This is a genomic window from Streptomyces sp. NBC_00568, from assembly GCF_026341855.1.
Taxonomy (GTDB): Bacteria; Actinomycetota; Actinomycetes; order Streptomycetales; family Streptomycetaceae; genus Streptomyces.
Window position 1 is genome coordinate 5249351 of sequence record NZ_JAPENW010000001.1, and the last position, 18908, is coordinate 5268258.

Here is an 18908-nt window from a genome sequence, read left to right on the forward strand (position 1 = left end):
GCCTCAGTTGTGGCCGAAGCGCTTCTGATGCTTACGGGCAACATCAGCGGGGCTGCCCTGAGCCTGCGACATCGGCGACTGCTGTGCCTCCGCCGACGACCGCTGTGCCTGCTCCTGCGCACGCTCAGCCTGCGAGGAGCGGTCGGCGTGGCCGCCCTGCTTGCGGTTCTTGTTCTTGGCCATGGTGATCTGCCTCCTGAAGGGGATCTAGGGGCCAGGGCCGCGACCAGACTCACATAGGCTGAGAAGTGGCGCATTTCGTAGAATTACCGTGCGTAATAAGACCTGTCGGTAGGTGTTCTCGCGATCCGCCACGCCGAAGATCGAGTTCCGGCCGTTAACCTCCGCACGGTCGGGCAGACTCCAAGGAAGCCCGAAGCAAACCTCCCGGAAAGAGGGTGGATCGCGTGGACCGCTGCATCGTCCTGGTGGATGCCGGGTATCTGCTCGGGGCTGCTGCCAGTCTCCTCGCCGGGGAGCCTTCGCGATCCCGGATCACCGTCGACCACACCGCCCTCATCCAGGGCCTGCGCGAGCGCGCCGAGTCCGACACGGAGCGGCCCCTGCTGCGCATCTACTGGTTCGACGGCGCCCCCGACCGGGTGCCGCAGCCCGAGCACCGCAGGCTGCGCGTGATGCCCCGGGTGACGGTGCGCCTGGGGGCGCTGACCCGCAGCGACGGGCGGTGGGCGCAGAAGGGCGTGGACGCCGCCATGCACGCCGAGCTGACCGAGCTGGCGCGCAACCGCGCCTGCTCCGACGTGGTCCTCGTGACCGGCGACGGGGACCTGCTGCCGGGCATGATGGCCGCCAAGGAGCACGGCGTCGCCGTACACCTGTGGGCCGTGCAGGCCGCGGACGGCGACTACAACCAGTCCGAGGACCTGGTGGCCGAGGCCGACGAGCGGCGGGTGCTCGACCGGGCCTGGATCACCAAGGCGGTCCGTGCCAAGGACCTCGGCGGGATCTGCGCGCCGCCGCCGGTGCCGCGCCCGGAGATCGCCGCCATCCTCTCCGCGCCGCTGCCCGAGTCGGCGCTCGCGGCGGCGGCCGAGCGCTCCGCCCAGGAGGCCGAGCACCACCAGGCGGCCGAATCGCAGAACGGCACCCAGGAGCGGGCGTCCGCCCCCAAGGGTGTCCCCACACCGAAGGACCTGGCCGCGCTGCGCGGACCGGGCACCCAGGCCGCCCAGCACCCCACGAACGCGACGCTGCGCTGGTCCTCGGACAAGGGCTGGGTCGACCGGCCCGGCGGCGCCACGGAGTCCCCGGAGGCCGCCGCGCTGCCCACGCTCGCCCAGCTCACCTCCGCGGAGCAGCGGTGGGCGGACCGCGAGGAGGACATCACCACGGTGGGCGGTGATCCCTTCGAGGTCGGGCAGGTCTTCGCACGCCGCTGGATGGGGCGCCTCACCGACCCGAGTCATCTGCAGAAGCTGTCGGCGATGTACCCGCGGGTGCCGCACCGGGTGGACGGCGAACTGCTGCGCTACGCGGCCCGTTTCGGCCTGCTCGCGCACAAGGACGACCAGATCGACGAGCACGACCGCTATGCGATCCGGGCCGGATTCTGGCGGGAGATCGATGTGCGCACCGCGGCGGAACACGCCCCCGTCGGGGAGTGATCCGAAGCCGTCGGCGAGGGGGCGCGGAGGCCTTCGCCGAGGGCCCGCCACGGCCCCGAGCGCATAACGGGGCATCGGACCACGTACTCTCGTCCTTCGTGAGTACGCGCACGGCACAGGCAGTCCGGAACGGACACAGGGGCGATGTCGTGTGCGCCGTGCGAGGTCTCACCAAGACCTATCCGGCGGTCCGCGGCCGCCGCGGCACCCCGGCGACACCCGAGGTCAGGGCCACCGACGGGGTGCGTCTGGACATCCACCGGGGCGAGATCTTCGGGCTCCTCGGGCCGAACGGTGCCGGCAAGTCCACCCTCGTACGCCAGCTGACCGGGCTGATGCGGCCCGACAGCGGCAGTGTCGAGATCCTCGGACACGACATCGTGCGTCACCCCGAGCGGGCCGCACGCATCCTCGCCTACCTGGGGCAGGAGTCCACCGCCCTCGACGAGCTGACCGTGTCCCTCGCCGCCGAGACGACCGGGCGCCTGCGCGGACTCGACCTGCGCGCGGCGCGGGCCGAGCGTGACGCGGTCCTCGACGAACTGGGTCTGACCGCGCTCGCCTCCCGCCCCCTGAAGAAGCTGTCGGGCGGTCAGCGCAGGCTCGCCTGCCTCGCCGCCGCGCTCGTCGGGCGGCGCCCGCTGCTGGTCCTCGACGAGCCCACCACCGGCATGGACCCGGTCGCCCGGCGCGCGGTCTGGGCCGCCGTCGACCGGCGCCGGGTGGAACAGGGCGCCACGGTCCTGCTGGTCACCCACAACGTCATCGAGGCCGAGACCGTCCTCGACCGGGTCGCGGTCATGGACGAGGGGCGGGTCATCGCCTGCGACACCCCGGCCGGGCTCAAGGAACGGGTCGCGGGCGAGGTCCGGGTCGAACTCGTCTGGCGTACCAGCGCCCCGCTCCATGTCCCCGAGGTCGCCGCGCTGCGCGACCGCGCCGTGGAGTCGGGCCGCCGCTGGACGCTGCGGCTCGCGCCCGAGGAGGCCCGCGCGGCCGTGGCCACGGTCACCGGTGGAGCCGCCTTCGCCGCGCTCGACGACTTCACGCTGGCCACGCCCAGCCTGGAGGACGTCTACCTGGCGCTGGGCGGCCACGCGACACAGGGACTGGTGAAGGCGTGAGTGTCCGGGGCGTGGAATCCGTACGGGAGAGGGGCGTCGTACGTGTGCGGAACAGGACGGCTGCCGGAGCGAAGGGGAGCAGTTCGACGTGAGTGTCGTACCCGCTGAAGTGCTGCCGGGCAGCGTGCTGCCCGTGGCCGAGGACGCCGACGGCGCCGCGGAGCTGGGGCCGCGTGCGCGGCTGTGGCCTTCGCTGGCCGCCGTGTACCGGGCGCAGCTCTCACGGGCCCGTGTCGCGCGGATCCCGCTGCTGTTCGTGGCCACCTTCCAGTCCATCGGCATCATGATCATGATGCGTGGGGTGGTGGACGGCGGCGACGAGGCGCGCGCCGTGGTGGCCGGGTCGACCGTCCTGGTCGTGGCCTTCGTCGCGCTCAACCTGCTCGCGCAGTACTTCGGGCAGCTGCGGGCGAGCGGCGGGCTCGACCACTACGCGACGCTGCCGGTGCCGCCGGCGGCCGTGGTGCTCGGCGCCGCGGCCGCGTACGCGTCCTTCACCGTGCCCGGCACCGTCGTCACCGCCGTCTTCGGGTGTCTGCTCTTCGGGCTGCCGCTGGCCCATCTGTGGGTGCTCGCCGCGGTCGTCCCGCTCGCGGGCGCCGCGCTCGCCGGGCTCGGGGCCGCCTTCGGGCTGCTCGCGCCGCGGCCCGAGCTCGCCACGCTGCTCGGCCAGCTGGGCATGTCCGCGGCCCTGCTGCTGGGCGTTCTCCCGGCGGACCGGATGCCGACCGTGGTGCAGTACGCCCGGGACCTGCTGCCCTCGACGTACGGTGTCGAAGCCTTCGCACGCACCTTCGGGGCGCACCCCGACTGGGCCGTCGTCCTCGGCGATCTGGCCGTCTGCGCCGGAGTCGGGGTGGCCTCGCTGGCCCTCGCCGCCTGGGCCTATCGCCGGGCAGCCGTCCGGTGACGCGGCCGACGGCGGGGCCTGGCACGATGTCAGGGTGACCGCTCCGCTGACTCCACCTCCGCCGCCGCATGAACAGTCCCCCGAGGGCCGGCAGCAACCGCATCCTGCCTGGCAGGCTCCGCCCGCTTCCGGCCCCGCGGGCTACCCCGTGTATCCGGCCGCGTACGAGGTCTCCTACGGACAGGACGGACCCGGGATGAAGACCGAACTGCGGGAGGCCGCCGTGATCACGGTCGCGGTCGCGCTCGCGGGGGCGCTGCTCGGGGTGCTCTGGTGGTGGCTGGCCCCGCACGTGCCGCTGATCGCGGACGACACCGCGGTGTACCTCAAGGACACCGAGGGGGAGCAGGCCATCGGCGTCGATGGAACGTTCACCCTGCTCGCGCTGGGCTTCGGAGCACTGAGCGCCCTCGTCGTGTTCCTCGTCCGGCGGCGCGGCGGTGTGCCCCTGGTGATCGGGCTCGCCGTCGGTGGCCTGCTCGGATCGCTCCTCGCCTGGCGGATCGGGATCTGGCTCGGGCCCACACAGAACGTGGTCGCGCACGCCAAGGCCGTCGGCAAGGGCGTCACGTTCTCCGCGCCGCTGAAGCTCGGGGCCAAGGGCGCGCTGCTCGCGTGGTCCCTGAGCGCCCTGGTGGTCCACCTCGGCCTCATGGCCCTGTTCGGCCCCCGGGACCCCGACCCGTACCAGCAGAGCCCCTACCCGGCCACGCCGCCGGGGCCTCCCACCGCGTAGGCCCGGTCCGGTCGAAGGACCGGCGGGCGGACCGGGTGGACCGGGCAGGACCGGCCGGGCGCCGGAAGAGGTGCCGCCCGGCCGGCCCCGGGTGCGGAGCGTGGGTCACGCCGGACGGCGGCCGTGGTTCGAGCGGCCCTTCCTGATGCGCCACTTGCGTTTTCGCGTCTTCTTCGACATGTCCCTCGTGCTTAACCGAGGACGGGACATCCGTCGAGGGGTCACGCACGCCCGACGGGCGCGGACACCGCTTCCGTGAGCGTCGCCAGATCCGCGGGGGAGAGCTCGACCTCCAGACCGCGGCGGCCCGCCGAGACGCAGATCGTGGTGTGGCCGGCCGCCGAGGAGTCCAGCACGGTGCGGAGCTTCCTGCGCTGGCCGAGCGGCGAGATGCCGCCGCGGACGTACCCCGTCGTGCGCTCGGCCGCCGCCGGGTCGGCCATCGCCGCCCGCTTGCCGCCCACCGCCGTGGCGAGCGCCTTGAGGTCCAGGGAACCCGCCACCGGCACGACCGCGACCACGAGCGCGCCGTCCACGTCCGCCACCAGGGTCTTGAAGACCCGGTCCGGCGAGACGCCCATCGCCTCGGCCGCCTCCTCGCCGTAGGACGGGTGCGAGGGGTCGTGCTCGTAGGCGTGGACGGTGTACGCGACGCCCGCCTCCGTCAGCGCCACCGTCGCCGGGGTGCCGCCGGACTGCTGCTTCTTGGACTTCTTGGCCATCGACCTTCTCGCATGCGTCAGTTCAGGCTCGTCGGGCCGCGCGTCAGGTCCGACGCCGGCAACGACGGCAGATTACGGATGATCGCGGTCTCCGCGCGCAGCAGTTTCAGCTCCTCGCGCAGCCGGGACGCCGTGTCGGAGGCCTGCAGCAGCCGCTGCCTGGCCGGGACGTCCAGCATCACGGCGGCGGCGACGAGATAGGAGACCACCGCCGGTTCGTCCGGCAGGTCCGCGCCGGTCGACAGCGAGCGCTCCCGCGCTCCGGCCAGCCGCTTCTGGTACTGGCGGAAGGCGCGCAGGACGCCCTCGGCGAGCGCGCCGGCCTCGTCGCCCGGGTCCTCGGGCAGTTCCTCCAGTTCGGCCGTCAGGAACGCGCCGGAGGCGTCCACGGACAGCAGACGGACCCGTGTCGTGCCCGTCGCCAGCACCTCGAAGCTGCCGTCGGCGCGCTCGCGGACGGTCGCCGCGTCAGCGATGCAGCCCACCTCGTGGAAGGCCTTGAGCGGATCGTCACCGAAGCCGGCGGCGGGCCCGCGCTCGGGCACGGCGGTCTGGTCCGGCATGCCGGGCGCGGTGGGCGACACCTCGTGGCCGTCGCGGATGGCGACGACGGCGAAGCGGCGCGGTTCGTCCTCGGGGGTCTTGAGCAGATCGCGCATCATCGCGCGATAGCGCTCCTCGAACACGTTCAGAGGAAGCACGAGCCCGGGGAACAACACCGAGTTCAGGGGGAAGAGCGGGAGCCGGACGGTGGTCACGACGCGAAAGCCTAATGGTCGCCGGAGCGTGCGCGTCCGCCGTGCCCGCTCCCGAGCTGCGGATCGGGGTCCGGATCCCGCAGCGGAAGCCCCGAGGCGACCTCCAGACGGACACCGTCGCGCAGCTCCAGGAACTGCCCGAGCGGGTCGTCGGAGACCCGGTCCCAGGGGAACGAGGTCGCGTACGGGCCGATGAGACGCAGCTGCTCCAGGGCGTCCTGCCAGCGCTCCAGCCGGACCAGGACGTACGTCAGCAGATTGCGCACCTCGGCGGGCCACGGGTCGGCGGCGGCGTAGGACGCGGAGACCGCGATCGCGAGGTCGGCCGCGGCGTCCAGGCGTTCGCGGGGGACCTCGGGGCCGCCGCCCTCGGTCAGATAGGCGAAGGCCGCGCGCACCGGCAGCGCCTGGACCAGGGAGCCCGGCAGCGCGTCCTGCGCGGCCGGCTCGGCGAAGTCGAAGCACTCCCGGTGCGAGCCGTACCAGGCGGCCGAGAGGTACTGGAGAGCGGCGACGTGACAGCCGTAGTGGTGCGGGGAGCGCCGGACGGCCTGGGCCCACAGCTGCTCGAACTCGGTGTGCCCGGTGTTGGTGCCGCGGGCGTGGTCGAGCGCTATCCGCCACGGAACCGGGTCGTGCGGGTCGCCCTCGGCGGCGGACATGATCAGCGGGCCGACCTCGCGCAGCAGTTCGACCCGCGCCGGCGACTCCCAGCCGCGGCGGACCGCCAGCTCGGCCCGGACGAGCAGGACGTCCGGATCGTGCGGGTCGGCGGCCTGCCACTCCGTGAGCCACGTGTCGCGGGAGCGCGCGAAGGTGGCGAGGCGCATGGCGTACCGGTCGCGGTTCTCCCACTCGGCGGACTCGCGGGTGGTGGCCAGCAGCTTGGCCGCGGGGGCGTACTCGCCCCGGGCCGCCGCGACGAGTGCGGGGCCCAGACGTTCGTCGGGCGCGTCGAGCAGTACCTCGTCGTCGGCGGGCAGTCCGGAGGCGAGGCGTGAGGTGTTCCGTGCCATCCGGGCCGTACGGAGGAGAGCGCGCAGCAGTGCCATGGTGTCGACCATTGAAAGCCGCAGGTCGGAGCTGTACCAGAGGTGTGCGGTGACGCTTTCGTAACCACCGTTTGGTTGTGCGACACATGGTCAAGGGCAGCTAAAAGGTTGATGGAGATCCGGTGTGCGGCGCCGGCCTTCCGCAAGCCGAGCGGGTCCGGTCCGCCGCGCGGCCCGGCGCCCCTCGCGCCGGCGCCCCCGTGTCAGCCCCGGCGCAGTAGCCGCGTGGCACCCGCGGCCACCGTCGTCGCCAGGATCCAGCCGAAGAGGATCACCACCGCCGCCAGCCACTGCCAGCCGCCGCGCAGCTGCCAGACGCCGGCCTGGCCCAGGTCGATGACCGGCAGCAGCAGGTCCAGGGCGAAGAGCGAGGCGTTCCACGGAGGATGCCCGTCACCGTTGGCCGGGGTGTGGCCGGCGTGCGAGAACGCGACCGACGTCGCCGCCCACAGCACCGCCATCCACAGGGCGGCCCGGCCGGGCCGGTACCCGTAGGCGACCGTCCAGTCCTGCGCGTACCCCCAGAGCTTCGCGGCCAGCGGCAGGGTCTCGCGGCGGCGCCGCTGCTTGGCGAGCAGCACCTCGCGGGCGTCCTCGTCCTCACCGGAGTTGCGCAGCACGGTGGCCAGACGCTCGTACGGCTCCGGGTTGTACTCGGCGGTCGCCGCCGCCACCCACTCCAGGCGCCGGGTCAGCGGGAAGGCGCCCTGCGGGACCAGGCTCTCGTACGTGAAACCGCCCATGTGGAGGTTGCCCGGCGTCGGCCAGCTGGACGCCCGGTCGACCAGGTTGACGATCCGCGCCCCGGACAGCACGACCTTGCCGCGCTCGGGCCGCTCGCCGAGGAAGCGCAGCTCGGGCGTCTGGACCCGGAGCAGTGACAGCTCCTGGTCGTCGTCGAAGGTGAAGCGGGCCCGCTCGAGGTCGAGCGCGTCACCGAACCGCCCGTCGTCCAGCCGGACCCCGCCCTGGCACTCGAACCGCTGCACCAGCGTGCCGCGCGCGGGTGTGGTGCCGCTGGTCATCACCGGATTGCCGAGGCCCGCGGGGGTCATGTACAGCGTGCGGTTGACGGTCAGCTGGGGGGCGTTGAGGGCGAGCCGCGTGTACGGGTTGCTCAGTCTGCTGCCACGCAGGCTCAGCGACACGCCGACGGTGGCGCCGCGCAGGCTCAGCTCGCCGTGCGACTCCAGCATCTCGGCCTGGAGATCCTGCCCGATGGTCATGCCGTCGCCGGTGATGGAACGCCCGCGCCGGTCCCGGTAGACCACGGCCTGGTTGAGCAGCAGGTCCGTGCCGATGTGCGCGTCCGTCAGCCGTACCCCGTTGTGGAAGCGGCAGCGCGGCAGATGAAGATCGCCCTCGGTGTGCAGCCGGGCCGCCTCCAGGCGCGGCACCGCGCAGTCCACCAGCCGTACGGTCGTGAACCGGGCCTCCGGCAGCAGGACCTCCTTCTCGAACCGGCACCCCTTCAGCTCCACGTACGGCACCACCGTGCCGCCCGCGAGATCGAGCACATCGGTGATCCGCACGCCGGTCAGCTTCAGGGACGCGACCCGGCCCTGGAGGGCGGGCGGCCCGTCGAGCAGCAGCCAGGCGACTATCCGGGCCCGGACACTGCGCTCGGGCCCCCACGGATGGCCGCCGTGCGGATCGTCGACGACGGTGTCGCCGGCGCGCAGGTCGTACACGCTGCCGTTGCGGAAGGCCTGCCACATCCCGGCTTCGGCGGCGGTCAGTTCGTCCGGCAGGTCCCCGGTGCGGATGCCGGCACCCTCGGTCACGGCACGTCCCTTCCTCCCCAGCTACTCGCGGGTTTCGTACATTCGTGCAATGCCCGCTCAGTGACGGCCCGAACGCTACTGGTGACGGGGATCTTCCGCGGAACCGAAGGTGGCTTGTATCAGCCATTGATACAGGCGTCCGGCGCCTCGGTGCTGTCTGAGAGAATTGTCCCCGTGATCACTCGAATCGATCTGCGCGGTGACGCCCTCCCCGAGGGTTCCGCCCTGCGCGACCTGCTGCCCCGAGCCGACTTCGACGTCTCGGCCGCCCTGGAGAAGGTGCGACCGATCTGCGAGGCCGTGCATCATCGGGGCGACGCGGCGCTGATCGACTACGCGGAGAAGTTCGACGGAGTACGGCTGGAGTCCGTGCGCGTCCCGGCCGAGGCCCTCGCCGACGCCCTGGACCGGCTCGACCCCGCCGTGCGCGCGGCCCTGGAGGAGTCCATCCGCCGCGCCCGCCTCGTCCACCGCGAACAGCGCCGGACGACGCACACCACCCAGGTCGTGCCCGGAGGCTCGGTCACCGAGAAGTGGGTTCCCGTCGACCGGGTGGGGCTGTACGTGCCCGGCGGCCGGTCGGTGTACCCGTCGTCCGTGATCATGAACGCCGTCCCGGCACAGGAGGCCGGCGTCCCGTCCATGGCGCTGGCGTCCCCGCCGCAGAAGGAGTTCGGCGGCCTCCCGCACCCCACGATCCTCGCCGCCTGCGCACTGCTCGGCATCGACGAGGTGTACGCGGTCGGAGGCGCCCAGGCCGTCGCGATGTTCGCGTACGGCACCGAGTCCTGCGCCTCGGCCCCCATGGTCACGGGCCCCGGCAACATCTGGGTCGCCGCCGCCAAGCGCTACTTCACCGGCCGCATCGGCATCGACGCCGAGGCCGGCCCGACCGAGATCGCGGTCCTCGCGGACGACACCGCCGACCCGGTGCACGTCGCCGCCGACCTGATCAGCCAGGCCGAGCACGACCCGCTCGCCGCCGCCGTCCTGGTCACCGACTCGGCGGCTCTCGCGGACGCCGTGGAGAAGGAGCTGGAGCCGCAGGTCGCGGCCACCAAGCACATCGAGGACCGGATCGTCCCGGCCCTGGGCGGCAGGCAGTCCGCGATCGTCCTCGTCGACGGCGTCGACGAGGGCCTGCGGGTCGTCGACGCGTACGGCGCCGAGCACCTGGAGATCCAGACGGCGGACGCGGCCGCGGTCGCCGACCGGGTCAGGAACGCCGGAGCGATCTTCGTCGGCCCCTGGGCCCCGGTCTCGCTCGGGGACTACGCGGCGGGTTCCAACCACGTCCTGCCGACCGGCGGTTGCGCCTGCCACTCCTCGGGCCTGTCCGTCCAGTCCTTCCTGCGCGGTATCCACATCGTCGACTACACGAAGGACGCGCTCGCCGAGGTAGCGCGTCACGTGGTGACGCTGGCGGAGGCGGAGGACCTGCCCGCGCACGGCGCGGCGATCAAGGCAAGGTTCGGTTGGAAGGTACCCGAGGGCAAGTGACTGGCATCGACGATCTCCCCGTACGGGACGAGTTGCGCGGCAAGACCCCCTACGGCGCCCCCCAACTCGACGTCCCCGTACGCCTGAACACCAACGAGAACCCCTACCCGCTGCCCGCGGCGCTCGTCGAGCGGATCGCCGAGCGGGTCCGCGAGGCCGCCCGCGGACTCAACCGCTACCCCGACCGGGACGCGGTGGAGCTGCGCACCGAGCTGGCCGCCTATCTGACGAAGACCGGCAAGTACCCGGTCGGCACCGAGAACGTCTGGGCGGCCAACGGCTCCAACGAGGTCATCCAGCAACTGCTGCAGACCTTCGGTGGACCCGGCCGCACCGCGATCGGCTTCGAGCCCTCGTACTCGATGCACGCGCTCATCGCGCGCGGCACGGGCACGGCCTGGATCTCGGGGCCCCGCAACGACGACTTCACCATCGGCCTCGCCGCCGCCGAGCGCGCGATCGCCGAGAACCGGCCGGACGTCGTCTTCATCACCACCCCCAACAACCCCACGGGCAACGCGGTTCCGCCCGAGACGGTCCTCGCGCTCTACGAGGCCGCGCAGGCGGCGAAGCCGTCGATGGTCGTGATCGACGAGGCGTACATCGAGTTCAGCCACGGCGACTCGCTGCTGCCGCTGCTGGAAGGTCGGCCGAATCTCGTCGTCTCCCGGACGATGTCGAAGGCCTTCGGCGCCGCCGGACTGCGCCTCGGGTATCTCGCCGCGCACCCGGCGGTGGTGGACGCCGTCCAGCTCGTACGACTGCCGTACCACCTCTCGGCCGTCACCCAGGCGACCGCGCTGGCCGCCCTGGAACACACCGACACCCTGCTCGGATACGTCGAGCAGCTGAAGGCCGAGCGGGACCGGCTGGTCGTCGAACTGCGCGCGGCCGGCTACGAGGTGACCGAGTCGGACGCGAACTTCGTGCAGTTCGGGCGGTTCGCCGACGCCCACGCCGCCTGGCGGAAGATCCTCGACCGGGGCGTCCTGGTCCGGGACAACGGCGTACCGGGGTGGCTGCGGGTCTCCGCCGGAACCCCGGAGGAAAACGACGCGTTCCTCGACGCGGTACGTGAAATGAAGAAGGAGCAGAGCGCATGAACCGCGTAGGACGCGTGGAGCGGGTGACGAAGGAGACGTCGGTCCTCGTCGAGATCGATCTCGACGGCTCCGGCAAGGTCGACGTGGCCACCGGCGTCGGCTTCTACGACCACATGCTCGACCAGCTCGGCCGGCACGGCCTGTTCGACCTGACGGTGAAGACCGAGGGCGACCTGCACATCGACTCCCACCACACCATCGAGGACACCGCCCTCGCGCTGGGTGCCGCCTTCAAGCAGGCACTCGGCGACAAGGTGGGGATCTACCGCTTCGGCAACTGCACGGTCCCGCTGGACGAGTCGCTCGCCCAGGTGACCGTCGACCTGTCCGGCCGCCCCTACCTCGTGCACACCGAGCCCGAGAAGATGGCGCCGATGATCGGCGAGTACGACACGACGATGACCCGGCACATCCTGGAGTCCTTCGTCGCCCAGGCCCAGATCGCGCTGCACGTGCACGTGCCCTACGGGCGCAACGCGCACCACATCGTGGAGTGCCAGTTCAAGGCGCTGGCCCGTGCGCTGCGTTACGCCTCCGAGCGCGACCCGCGCGCCGCCGGCATCCTCCCCTCCACGAAGGGCGCGCTGTGACAGGCCTTTCCAGCATCCTGATCGTCGTCGGCCTCTTCCTCCTCGGCGGGATCTACTCCTTCGTCAAGCAGGACATGCCCCGGAGCCTGATCGTGCTGCTCTCCATCGGCGCCGCGATGTGTCTCGTCGCCGGTGTCATGAGGCTGGAGGTGTGGAGTTGAGCGCACCCAAGAAGGTCGTCGTCTTCGACTACGGCTTCGGAAACGTACGGTCCGCCGAGCGGGCCCTCGCGCGCGCCGGCGCCGAGGTCGAGATAACGCGTGACTTCGACACCGCGATGAACGCCGACGGTCTGCTGGTGCCCGGCGTCGGCGCCTTCGCGGCCTGCATGCAGGGCCTCAAGGAGGCGCGCGGCGACTGGATCATCGGCCGCCGGCTGTCCGGCGGCCGTCCCGTCATGGGCATCTGCGTCGGCATGCAGATCCTCTTCTCGCGCGGCATCGAGCACGGCGTGGAGACCGAGGGCCTGGACGAGTGGCCGGGCACGGTCGGGCCGCTGGAGGCCGACGTCGTGCCCCACATGGGCTGGAACACCGTCGACACCCCGGCCGGCTCGCAGGCCTTCGCCGGCCTCGACGCCGACGCGCGGTTCTACTTCGTCCACTCCTACGCCGTCCACGACTGGTCGCTGGAAGTCGGCAACCCGCTGCTGCGCGCACCCCTGGTGACCTGGTCCACGCACGGCAAGCCCTTCGTGGCGGCCGTCGAGAACGGCGCCCTGTGGGCCACCCAGTTCCACCCCGAGAAGTCCGGCGACGCCGGAGCCCAGCTCCTCACCAACTGGATCGGAACACTGTGAGCAAGCTCGAACTCCTCCCCGCCGTCGACGTCCGCGACGGCCAGGCCGTCCGTCTCGTGCACGGCGAGTCCGGGACCGAGACCTCGTACGGCTCCCCCCTGGAGGCCGCCCTGGCCTGGCAGAGCGCCGGCGCCGAGTGGCTGCACCTCGTCGACCTGGACGCCGCGTTCGGCACCGGCGACAACCGGGACCTGATCTCCGAGGTCACCAAGGCGATGGACATCAAGGTCGAGCTCTCCGGAGGCATCCGGGACGACGCCTCCCTGGCGGCCGCCCTCGCGACCGGCTGCACCCGGGTGAACCTCGGCACCGCCGCCCTGGAGACCCCCGAGTGGGTCGCCAAGATCATCGCCGAGCACGGCGACAAGATCGCGGTCGGCCTCGACGTCCGCGGCACGACCCTGCGCGGCCGCGGCTGGACCCGCGACGGCGGAGACCTCTACGAGACGCTGGAGCGCCTCAACTCCGAGGGCTGCGCGCGCTATGTGGTGACGGACATCGCCAAGGACGGCACGCTCCAGGGCCCGAACCTGGAGCTGCTGCGCACCGTGTGCGCCGCGACCGACCGCCCGGTGGTCGCCTCCGGCGGGGTGTCGTCGCTGGACGACCTGCGCGCCATCGCCGAGCTCGTGCCGCTCGGCGTCGAGGGCTCCATCGTCGGCAAGGCCCTGTACGCCAAGGCGTTCACCCTCGAAGAGGCCCTGGCGGCGGTAGCCCGGTGAGCGCCGTACGCCGCGTCTCGACCGGCGCGCCCTGGGAGGACACCTTCGGGTACTCCCGCGCGGTGGAACTGCCGAACGGCCTGGTGCTGGTGTCCGGCTGCACCTCCGTGATCGACGGCCAGATCGCCGAAGGCGACCCGTACGAGCAGGCGCTCAACTCCTTCCGCGTCGCGTTCGAGGCGCTGGAGCAGCTCGGTCTCGGCCGCGACGACGTCGTCCGTACGCGGATGTACATCACCCATGCCCGGGACGTGGAGGCCGTCGGCCGCGCCCACAAGCTGCTTTTCGACGTCGTCCGCCCCGCCGCGTCCATGATCATCGTCGCGGGTCTGGTGGACTCGCGCCTGGTGGTCGAGGTCGAGGTGGAGGCGTTCCGTGCCGCCGAGGACCCCGCGAAACGGTCCGGCGAAGACCCCACAGAACAGGGAGAAGAGCGGTCATGACCCTGGCGGTCCGAGTGATTCCCTGCCTGGACGTGGACAACGGCCGGGTCGTCAAGGGCGTCAACTTCCAGAACCTGCGCGACGCGGGCGACCCCGTCGAGATGGCCAAGGTGTACGACGCCGAGGGCGCCGACGAGCTCACGTTCCTGGACATCACCGCGTCCTCGGGCAACCGTGAGACCACGTACGACGTGGTGCGGCGTACGGCCGAGCAGGTCTTCATCCCGCTGACGGTCGGCGGCGGTGTCCGCACCGCCGAGGACGTCGACAAGCTGCTGCGGGCCGGCGCCGACAAGGTCGGCGTCAACACGGCCGCCATCGCCCGGCCCGACCTCATCCGGGAGATCGCAGAGCGGTTCGGGCGGCAGGTGCTCGTGCTGTCGGTGGACGCGCGCAGGACCGAGGGCGGTTCCTTCGAGGTGACCACCCACGGCGGCCGTCAGGGCACCGGCATCGACGCCGTCGAGTGGGCCCACCGGGCCGCCGACCTGGGCGCGGGCGAGATCCTGCTCAACTCGATGGACGCGGACGGCACGAAGGACGGCTACGACATCGAGATGATCGAGGCCGTACGCAAGCACGTCACCGTTCCGCTGATCGCCAGCGGCGGTGCCGGCCGGCTCGGCCACTTCGCGCCGGCCATCGAGGCGGGCGCCGACGCGGTGCTGGCCGCGTCCGTCTTCCACTTCGGGGACCTGCGGATCGGCGAGGTCAAGGAGACCCTGCGCGAGGCGGGACATCCGGTCCGCTGACGATCCCGCGCCACCGCACCACCGTTCACGGCCCGCACCCGGGCAGCCTCCGCTGCCGGGTGCGGGCCGTGTTCCTTGTCGCTCCTTGCCCGCGTGCCCGCGTGCCCGCGTGCCCGCGTGCCGTGTGCCGTGTGCCCGTGTGCCCGTGTGCCCGCGTGCCCGCGTGCCGTGGCGATGGGGACGCGCGCCGTGGACCTTGATGCGCGGGTTCCGCGGTGTGTCGGATGCGGGGGGGCGACGGGCCAAGACCGGTGATTCTGCCGATGTACGGGCCGCGTTCGGGGCGGACAGTTGCCACCGCAACCACCGAGACGGACCCCCGCCGTCATCGCAGCGTGCGCCTTCCGACCCATGCCAGGGCGGCGCTCCGGCCGCGGCGCGGGTCCGTCCTCCCTCACCGAGAGGATGCACCCACCGTGCAGCAGCCGAACCGCCCCTTCCCCGCCGCACCCGTCGGCCCCGATCCGTCCCCCAGCCGCCCGCACCGGCTCACGAGCCGCCTGGCGCGGGCCGGCCTCGCGGTGCTCCTGGCCGCGGGCGGCCTCGTCGCCGCCCAGGCCACCGGAGCGCAGGCCGTCGGAGCACCGGTCGTCTCGGCGCAGGCCGCCGCGAACCCGTACGAGCGTGGCCCCGCCCCCTCGAACGCCAGTATCGAAGCGGCCCGTGGGTCGTACGCCGTCTCCCAGACCAGCGTCTCCTCGCTGTCCGTGAGCGGCTTCGGCGGCGGCACCGTCTACTACCCGACCTCGACCAGCGACGGCACCTTCGGCGCGGTCGTCATCTCGCCCGGGTACACGGCCTACCAGTCGTCCATCTCCTGGCTCGGGCCCCGGCTCGCCTCCCAGGGCTTCGTGGTGTTCACCATCGACACCAACACCACCCTCGACCAGCCCGACAGCCGCGGCCGGCAGCTGCTGGCCGCGCTCGACTACCTGACCCAGAGCAGTTCCGTGCGGACCAGGATCGACAGCAGCCGGCTCGGAGTCATGGGCCACTCGATGGGCGGCGGCGGCACCCTGGAAGCCGCGAAGAGCCGTCCCTCGCTCCAGGCGGCGATCCCGCTCACCGGCTGGAACCTGGACACCACCTGGCCGGAGATCAAGACGCCGACCCTGATCGTGGGCGCCGACGGCGACACGATCGCACCGGTGGCCACGCACTCCCAGCCCTTCTACACCAGTCTGCCGAGCACGCTCGACAAGGCGTATCTGGAACTCAGGGGCGCCACCCACTTCACGCCCAACAGCTCGAACACGACGATCGCGAAGTACAGCATCTCGTGGCTGAAGCGGTTCATCGACAATGACACCCGCTACGAGCAGTTCCTCTGCCCGCTGCCGCAGGCCTCGCTGACGATCGCCGAGTACCGGGGCAACTGCCCGCACACCTCCTGACCGCCCGGCACGGTCCGACCCGTGCACAGGTGACGGCCGCCGTTCCGGTGGCCGTCACCCGCGTACGGGGGTGGCCCCGAGCCGGACCGCGGTCCTTGTGCGGGCGCACAAGGCTTGCGTGCCGAGCCTGGGAGCACGCCCAGCCGACGCCCTACGAAGGCCCTGTCCGCCCAGGTCAGGTGGGCTGTCCCCGCCCGCGGGGACAAGTGAACGCGGGACTTCCGCCTTCGTTTACGCGGAAGTAACGTGGCGGTCGTGACGGGAAACGCGACTGCGCGAAGTCCACTCCGGACGGCGGGCCGGAGACCATTACCGCCGCCCGCTCGGGGTGCGTCGGACGAGCCGGGACCGGGCTGCGACCCCGGTCGGCCCACCGCTCCCGGGCGGGAGCCGGAATCCCTCCCGGCGCCGGGTTTCACGGCGCCGGGGCCCACCGAACCCGGCCCGGCGGCACTCCTCCGTCCAGCCGGTCCCGGCGACGGCAGCACGGGCCGGCGGCCGGAGCCCCGGCCCGGCGGCGCCGGCACGTGCGCCGGTCCCGGCGACGCACCCGCGGTATACGACCCGCCTCCGACCGACACCCCGTCACCGGGTTCCGGAGAAGAGGCCGGTCCCGGTACATCGCTCGCCACCCGGCGCGGTGCGTCGGCGGGTACATCGCCTGGCGTCCGGTCCGGTGCGTCGGCGGGCACGCCGCCTGCCGCCCGCCCCGTGGCATCGCCCGGCACCCGGCCCGGCGCCTCGCCCGGAACGGAGCGGGGGTCGGCCCGTGAGTCGTCGGGGCTTCAATCCTCCGGTTCCGCCGGGCTGTTCGCCGTCGAGGCCGTCGAGCTCGTCGGCCCCGCCGCATCCGCCGCCCTGGACGGCGTCGAGTGCCCGGACGCCCTGCGCGAGGCCTTGGCGGGCCTGCTGCTGGTGGTGGAGGCCGAGCGGGCGTGGGACATGAGGGCCGCCGGGGTGGACGCCGCGGTGGTTCTCGGGGCGGCCGGGGCGGGCGCCGCGGAGGCCCTCGACGCCGCCGAGGCCGCGGGAGTCCTCCGGCTCACCGGAGGCCGCGTCCGGGTCCTCGATCCGGGCCCGGCCCACACCGTCTACGCGACCGTCCCGCCCGCCCGCCGGCGCGCGGCCCACCGTCTGCTGGCCGCAGCCCACACCGGGGGCCCGCAAGCCCTGCCCGTCCTCTTCCACCGGGCCTCGGCGGCCACCGCTCCCGCACCCCGCCTCGGCGACGCGCTCGCCGCGGCGGCGGCGCTGCCGGGCGGCGGACCGACGCACGCGGAGCGTTCGGCGGCCTGGGCGCGGTCGGCCGAGCTGGCCGTCGACGAGGGCCTGCGCGCCGTCCGCCTGATCCACGCCGCCGATCAGGCCCGGCTGGCGGGACTGCCGCACCGCGCGCGGGAGTTGCTTGCGCAGGCCGGGTGCGAGGGGCCGCACGACGCCGTGCGCGGCTCGGCCCAACTGGTGAGCGGACAGCTCGCCCTGCAGGACGGCCCGGTCGCCGACGCCCGTGAAGCCCTGCTGCTGGCCGCCGAGTCACTGGCTTCCACCGACCCGCACCGCGCCCTGGCCGCCCGGCTCGCCGCCGTGGAGGCGTCCTGGGCCATGGGTGACGCGGCGGCCTGCCGGGAAGCCCTGGACCTCACCCCGGCGCGGCCGGAACCCGACCGGCGGCTCGCGGCGTACCGGGCGGGCATGTCCGCCGTGATGCACGGCCGTCTGGACACCGGACGGCAGCCGTTGCGGGAGGTGGTGGCCGGAGCGGGAGCGGCCGGAATCCTCGACAGCCCGGAGGTCCTTCTGCGGGCCGGGGGCGCCGCCCTCGTCGTCGGTGACCTCCCCGCCGCCTGCCGCGCCAACTCCCGTGCGCTGGCCGTCGCCAGGGCCCGGGGCCCGAACATCCTGATCGCCCAGGCGCTGGAACGCCTGGCCTACGGAGAGTTGCGCGCCGGCCGGCACGCCCGTGCCCGCGCCCACGCCGAGGACGGCCTGCGCACGGCCCTCGGGGCCGGTCAGGACAACCTCGCGGCGCATCACCACGCGATCCTCGCGCTGGTGGCGTCGGTCGAGGGGTCCTCGGAGGCCGTGGCGGAGCATGCCGCCGCCGCCGAACGCGTGGCCGCGCCCCACGGTCTCGCGCAGGCGGCCACACTGGCGCAATGGGCGCGGGCCCGCGCCGATCTGGCGGGCGGCCGGCTCGCCGAGGCCGCCGCGCGGCTCGGCCCCCTGGTCGGCGCCGGCCCGCGCCGCGGTCACTTCGCGGTACGGATGCTCGCGGTCCCCTGCTTCGTGGAGGCCGCGACCGGCACCGGCCAGGCGGAAGCCGCCCGGTCCGCGACGGCCGAGTTCGCCCACTGGGCCGCGCAGGGCGCCGATCCCCAGGCCCCGGCCCAGCTGGCCCGCTGCCGTGCGCTGCTGAGCGGCCCCGAGGAACGCGAGGCACTGTTCACCACCGCGCTCGCCCGTCACGACGAGGTGACGGGGGACTTCGAGCGCGGCCGCACCCAGCTCCTGTACGGCGCCTGGCTGCGGCGCCGGCGCAGACCGGGTGAGGCCCGCGGCCGGCTGCGGGACGCGCTGGTGTCCTTCGAGCGGGGCGGGGCGCTCGGCTGGGCCGCGCAGGCGAGGGCCGAACTGCGGGCCACCGGGGACGCCGGACCGTGCGAGCCGGACGGTCCGCTCGCCGTCCTGACCCCCCAGCAGCTGCGGATCGCCCGCTGCGTGGCCGAGGGGGCCACCAACCGAGAGGTGGCGCTGCGGCTGTCCGTGAGCCCCCGCACCGTGGACCATCACCTGCGCAATGTCTTCGCCGCCCTGGGGGTCCGCTCCCGTGTCGAGCTGTCCCGATGGGTGGACCGGGCAGAGAAGACCACCGCACACCCCTAGGTACCGACCGG

19 protein-coding genes are annotated in these 18908 nt (G+C 73.1%); 14 read left to right on the plus strand and 5 right to left on the minus strand.

Annotated features, from left to right (window positions below; translation table 11 throughout):
- Nucleotides 1–3: 3 nt before the first annotated feature.
- Nucleotides 4–183 (minus strand): hypothetical protein, encoded by a 180-nt coding sequence (locus OOK38_RS22735; protein ID WP_266757739.1) that lies wholly within the window; start codon nucleotides 181–183, stop codon nucleotides 4–6.
- 224 nt (nucleotides 184–407) lie between these two features.
- On the opposite strand from OOK38_RS22735, the gene OOK38_RS22740 reads away from it, so the two are divergent.
- The 4 genes from OOK38_RS22740 to OOK38_RS22755 all read left to right on the plus strand — a co-directional run bounded on the left by OOK38_RS22740 (nucleotide 408) and on the right by OOK38_RS22755 (nucleotide 4395).
- On the plus strand, nucleotides 408–1625 hold the full coding sequence (locus OOK38_RS22740; RefSeq protein ID WP_266757738.1) for an NYN domain-containing protein: 1218 nt from the start codon (nucleotides 408–410) through the stop codon (nucleotides 1623–1625).
- Between the two features lie 149 nt (nucleotides 1626–1774).
- A complete protein-coding gene (locus tag OOK38_RS22745; RefSeq protein ID WP_266757736.1) occupies nucleotides 1775–2749 on the plus strand; it encodes an ABC transporter ATP-binding protein in 975 nt (324 codons plus the stop codon).
- A gap of 88 nt (nucleotides 2750–2837) precedes the next feature.
- Complete coding sequence (locus tag OOK38_RS22750; RefSeq protein ID WP_266757735.1) at nucleotides 2838–3659, plus strand: ABC transporter permease; 822 nt, start codon at nucleotides 2838–2840, stop codon at nucleotides 3657–3659.
- 34 nt (nucleotides 3660–3693) lie between these two features.
- Nucleotides 3694–4395 (plus strand): AAA family ATPase, encoded by a 702-nt coding sequence (locus tag OOK38_RS22755; RefSeq protein WP_266757733.1) that lies wholly within the window; start codon nucleotides 3694–3696, stop codon nucleotides 4393–4395.
- A 221-nt stretch (nucleotides 4396–4616) separates the two neighbouring features.
- Here the strand turns inward: OOK38_RS22755 and ybaK are convergent, their stop codons facing one another.
- The 4 genes from ybaK to OOK38_RS22775 all read right to left on the minus strand — a co-directional run bounded on the left by ybaK (nucleotide 4617) and on the right by OOK38_RS22775 (nucleotide 8711).
- Nucleotides 4617–5117 (minus strand): Cys-tRNA(Pro) deacylase, encoded by a 501-nt coding sequence (gene ybaK, locus OOK38_RS22760; protein WP_266757731.1) that lies wholly within the window; start codon nucleotides 5115–5117, stop codon nucleotides 4617–4619.
- 17 nt (nucleotides 5118–5134) lie between these two features.
- Nucleotides 5135–5875 (minus strand): LON peptidase substrate-binding domain-containing protein, encoded by a 741-nt coding sequence (locus tag OOK38_RS22765; RefSeq protein ID WP_266757729.1) that lies wholly within the window; start codon nucleotides 5873–5875, stop codon nucleotides 5135–5137.
- Nucleotides 5876–5886: 11 nt separating this feature from the next.
- Nucleotides 5887–6927, minus strand: a complete 1041-nt coding sequence (locus OOK38_RS22770) for a hypothetical protein (protein WP_266757728.1) — start codon at nucleotides 6925–6927, stop codon at nucleotides 5887–5889.
- A gap of 203 nt (nucleotides 6928–7130) precedes the next feature.
- A complete protein-coding gene (locus OOK38_RS22775; RefSeq protein ID WP_266757726.1) occupies nucleotides 7131–8711 on the minus strand; it encodes an oxidoreductase in 1581 nt (526 codons plus the stop codon).
- Between the two features lie 174 nt (nucleotides 8712–8885).
- Here OOK38_RS22775 and hisD point away from each other — a divergent pair, with 174 nt between their 5' ends.
- The 10 genes from hisD (at nucleotide 8886) to OOK38_RS22825 (ending at nucleotide 18897) form a co-directional block, all read left to right on the plus strand.
- Entirely contained in the window at nucleotides 8886–10211 is a 1326-nt protein-coding gene (gene hisD, locus OOK38_RS22780; protein ID WP_266757724.1) for a histidinol dehydrogenase, read from the plus strand.
- Nucleotides 10208–11314, plus strand: a complete 1107-nt coding sequence (locus OOK38_RS22785; RefSeq protein ID WP_266757722.1) for a histidinol-phosphate transaminase — start codon at nucleotides 10208–10210, stop codon at nucleotides 11312–11314. Before hisD ends, OOK38_RS22785 begins: the two co-directional genes overlap by 4 nt.
- On the plus strand, nucleotides 11311–11904 hold the full coding sequence (gene hisB, locus OOK38_RS22790; RefSeq protein WP_266757720.1) for an imidazoleglycerol-phosphate dehydratase HisB: 594 nt from the start codon (nucleotides 11311–11313) through the stop codon (nucleotides 11902–11904). Before OOK38_RS22785 ends, hisB begins: the two co-directional genes overlap by 4 nt.
- Nucleotides 11901–12065, plus strand: a complete 165-nt coding sequence (locus OOK38_RS22795) for a hypothetical protein (protein WP_266757718.1) — start codon at nucleotides 11901–11903, stop codon at nucleotides 12063–12065. The genes hisB and OOK38_RS22795 overlap by 4 nt, the downstream gene beginning before the upstream one ends.
- Nucleotides 12056–12703, plus strand: coding sequence for an imidazole glycerol phosphate synthase subunit HisH (gene hisH / locus OOK38_RS22800; protein ID WP_266757716.1), 648 nt, complete (start codon nucleotides 12056–12058; stop codon nucleotides 12701–12703). The genes OOK38_RS22795 and hisH overlap by 10 nt, the downstream gene beginning before the upstream one ends.
- Nucleotides 12700–13425 (plus strand): bifunctional 1-(5-phosphoribosyl)-5-((5-phosphoribosylamino)methylideneamino)imidazole-4-carboxamide isomerase/phosphoribosylanthranilate isomerase PriA, encoded by a 726-nt coding sequence (gene priA / locus OOK38_RS22805; protein ID WP_266757714.1) that lies wholly within the window; start codon nucleotides 12700–12702, stop codon nucleotides 13423–13425. The genes hisH and priA overlap by 4 nt, the downstream gene beginning before the upstream one ends.
- Nucleotides 13422–13868, plus strand: coding sequence for a RidA family protein (locus OOK38_RS22810; RefSeq protein ID WP_266757712.1), 447 nt, complete (start codon nucleotides 13422–13424; stop codon nucleotides 13866–13868). The genes priA and OOK38_RS22810 overlap by 4 nt, the downstream gene beginning before the upstream one ends.
- Nucleotides 13865–14620: an imidazole glycerol phosphate synthase subunit HisF gene (gene hisF, locus OOK38_RS22815; RefSeq protein WP_266757710.1), complete on the plus strand. Its 756-nt coding sequence runs from the start codon at nucleotides 13865–13867 to the stop codon at nucleotides 14618–14620. The genes OOK38_RS22810 and hisF overlap by 4 nt, the downstream gene beginning before the upstream one ends.
- 521 nt (nucleotides 14621–15141) lie before the next feature.
- The gene (locus tag OOK38_RS22820) at nucleotides 15142–16014 is read left to right on the plus strand and encodes a dienelactone hydrolase family protein (RefSeq protein WP_266765637.1); all 873 of its coding nucleotides are present in this window, start codon (nucleotides 15142–15144) and stop codon (nucleotides 16012–16014) included.
- A gap of 711 nt (nucleotides 16015–16725) precedes the next feature.
- Nucleotides 16726–18897: a LuxR family transcriptional regulator gene (locus OOK38_RS22825; RefSeq protein ID WP_266757708.1), complete on the plus strand. Its 2172-nt coding sequence runs from the start codon at nucleotides 16726–16728 to the stop codon at nucleotides 18895–18897.
- Nucleotides 18898–18908 lie beyond the last annotated feature (11 nt).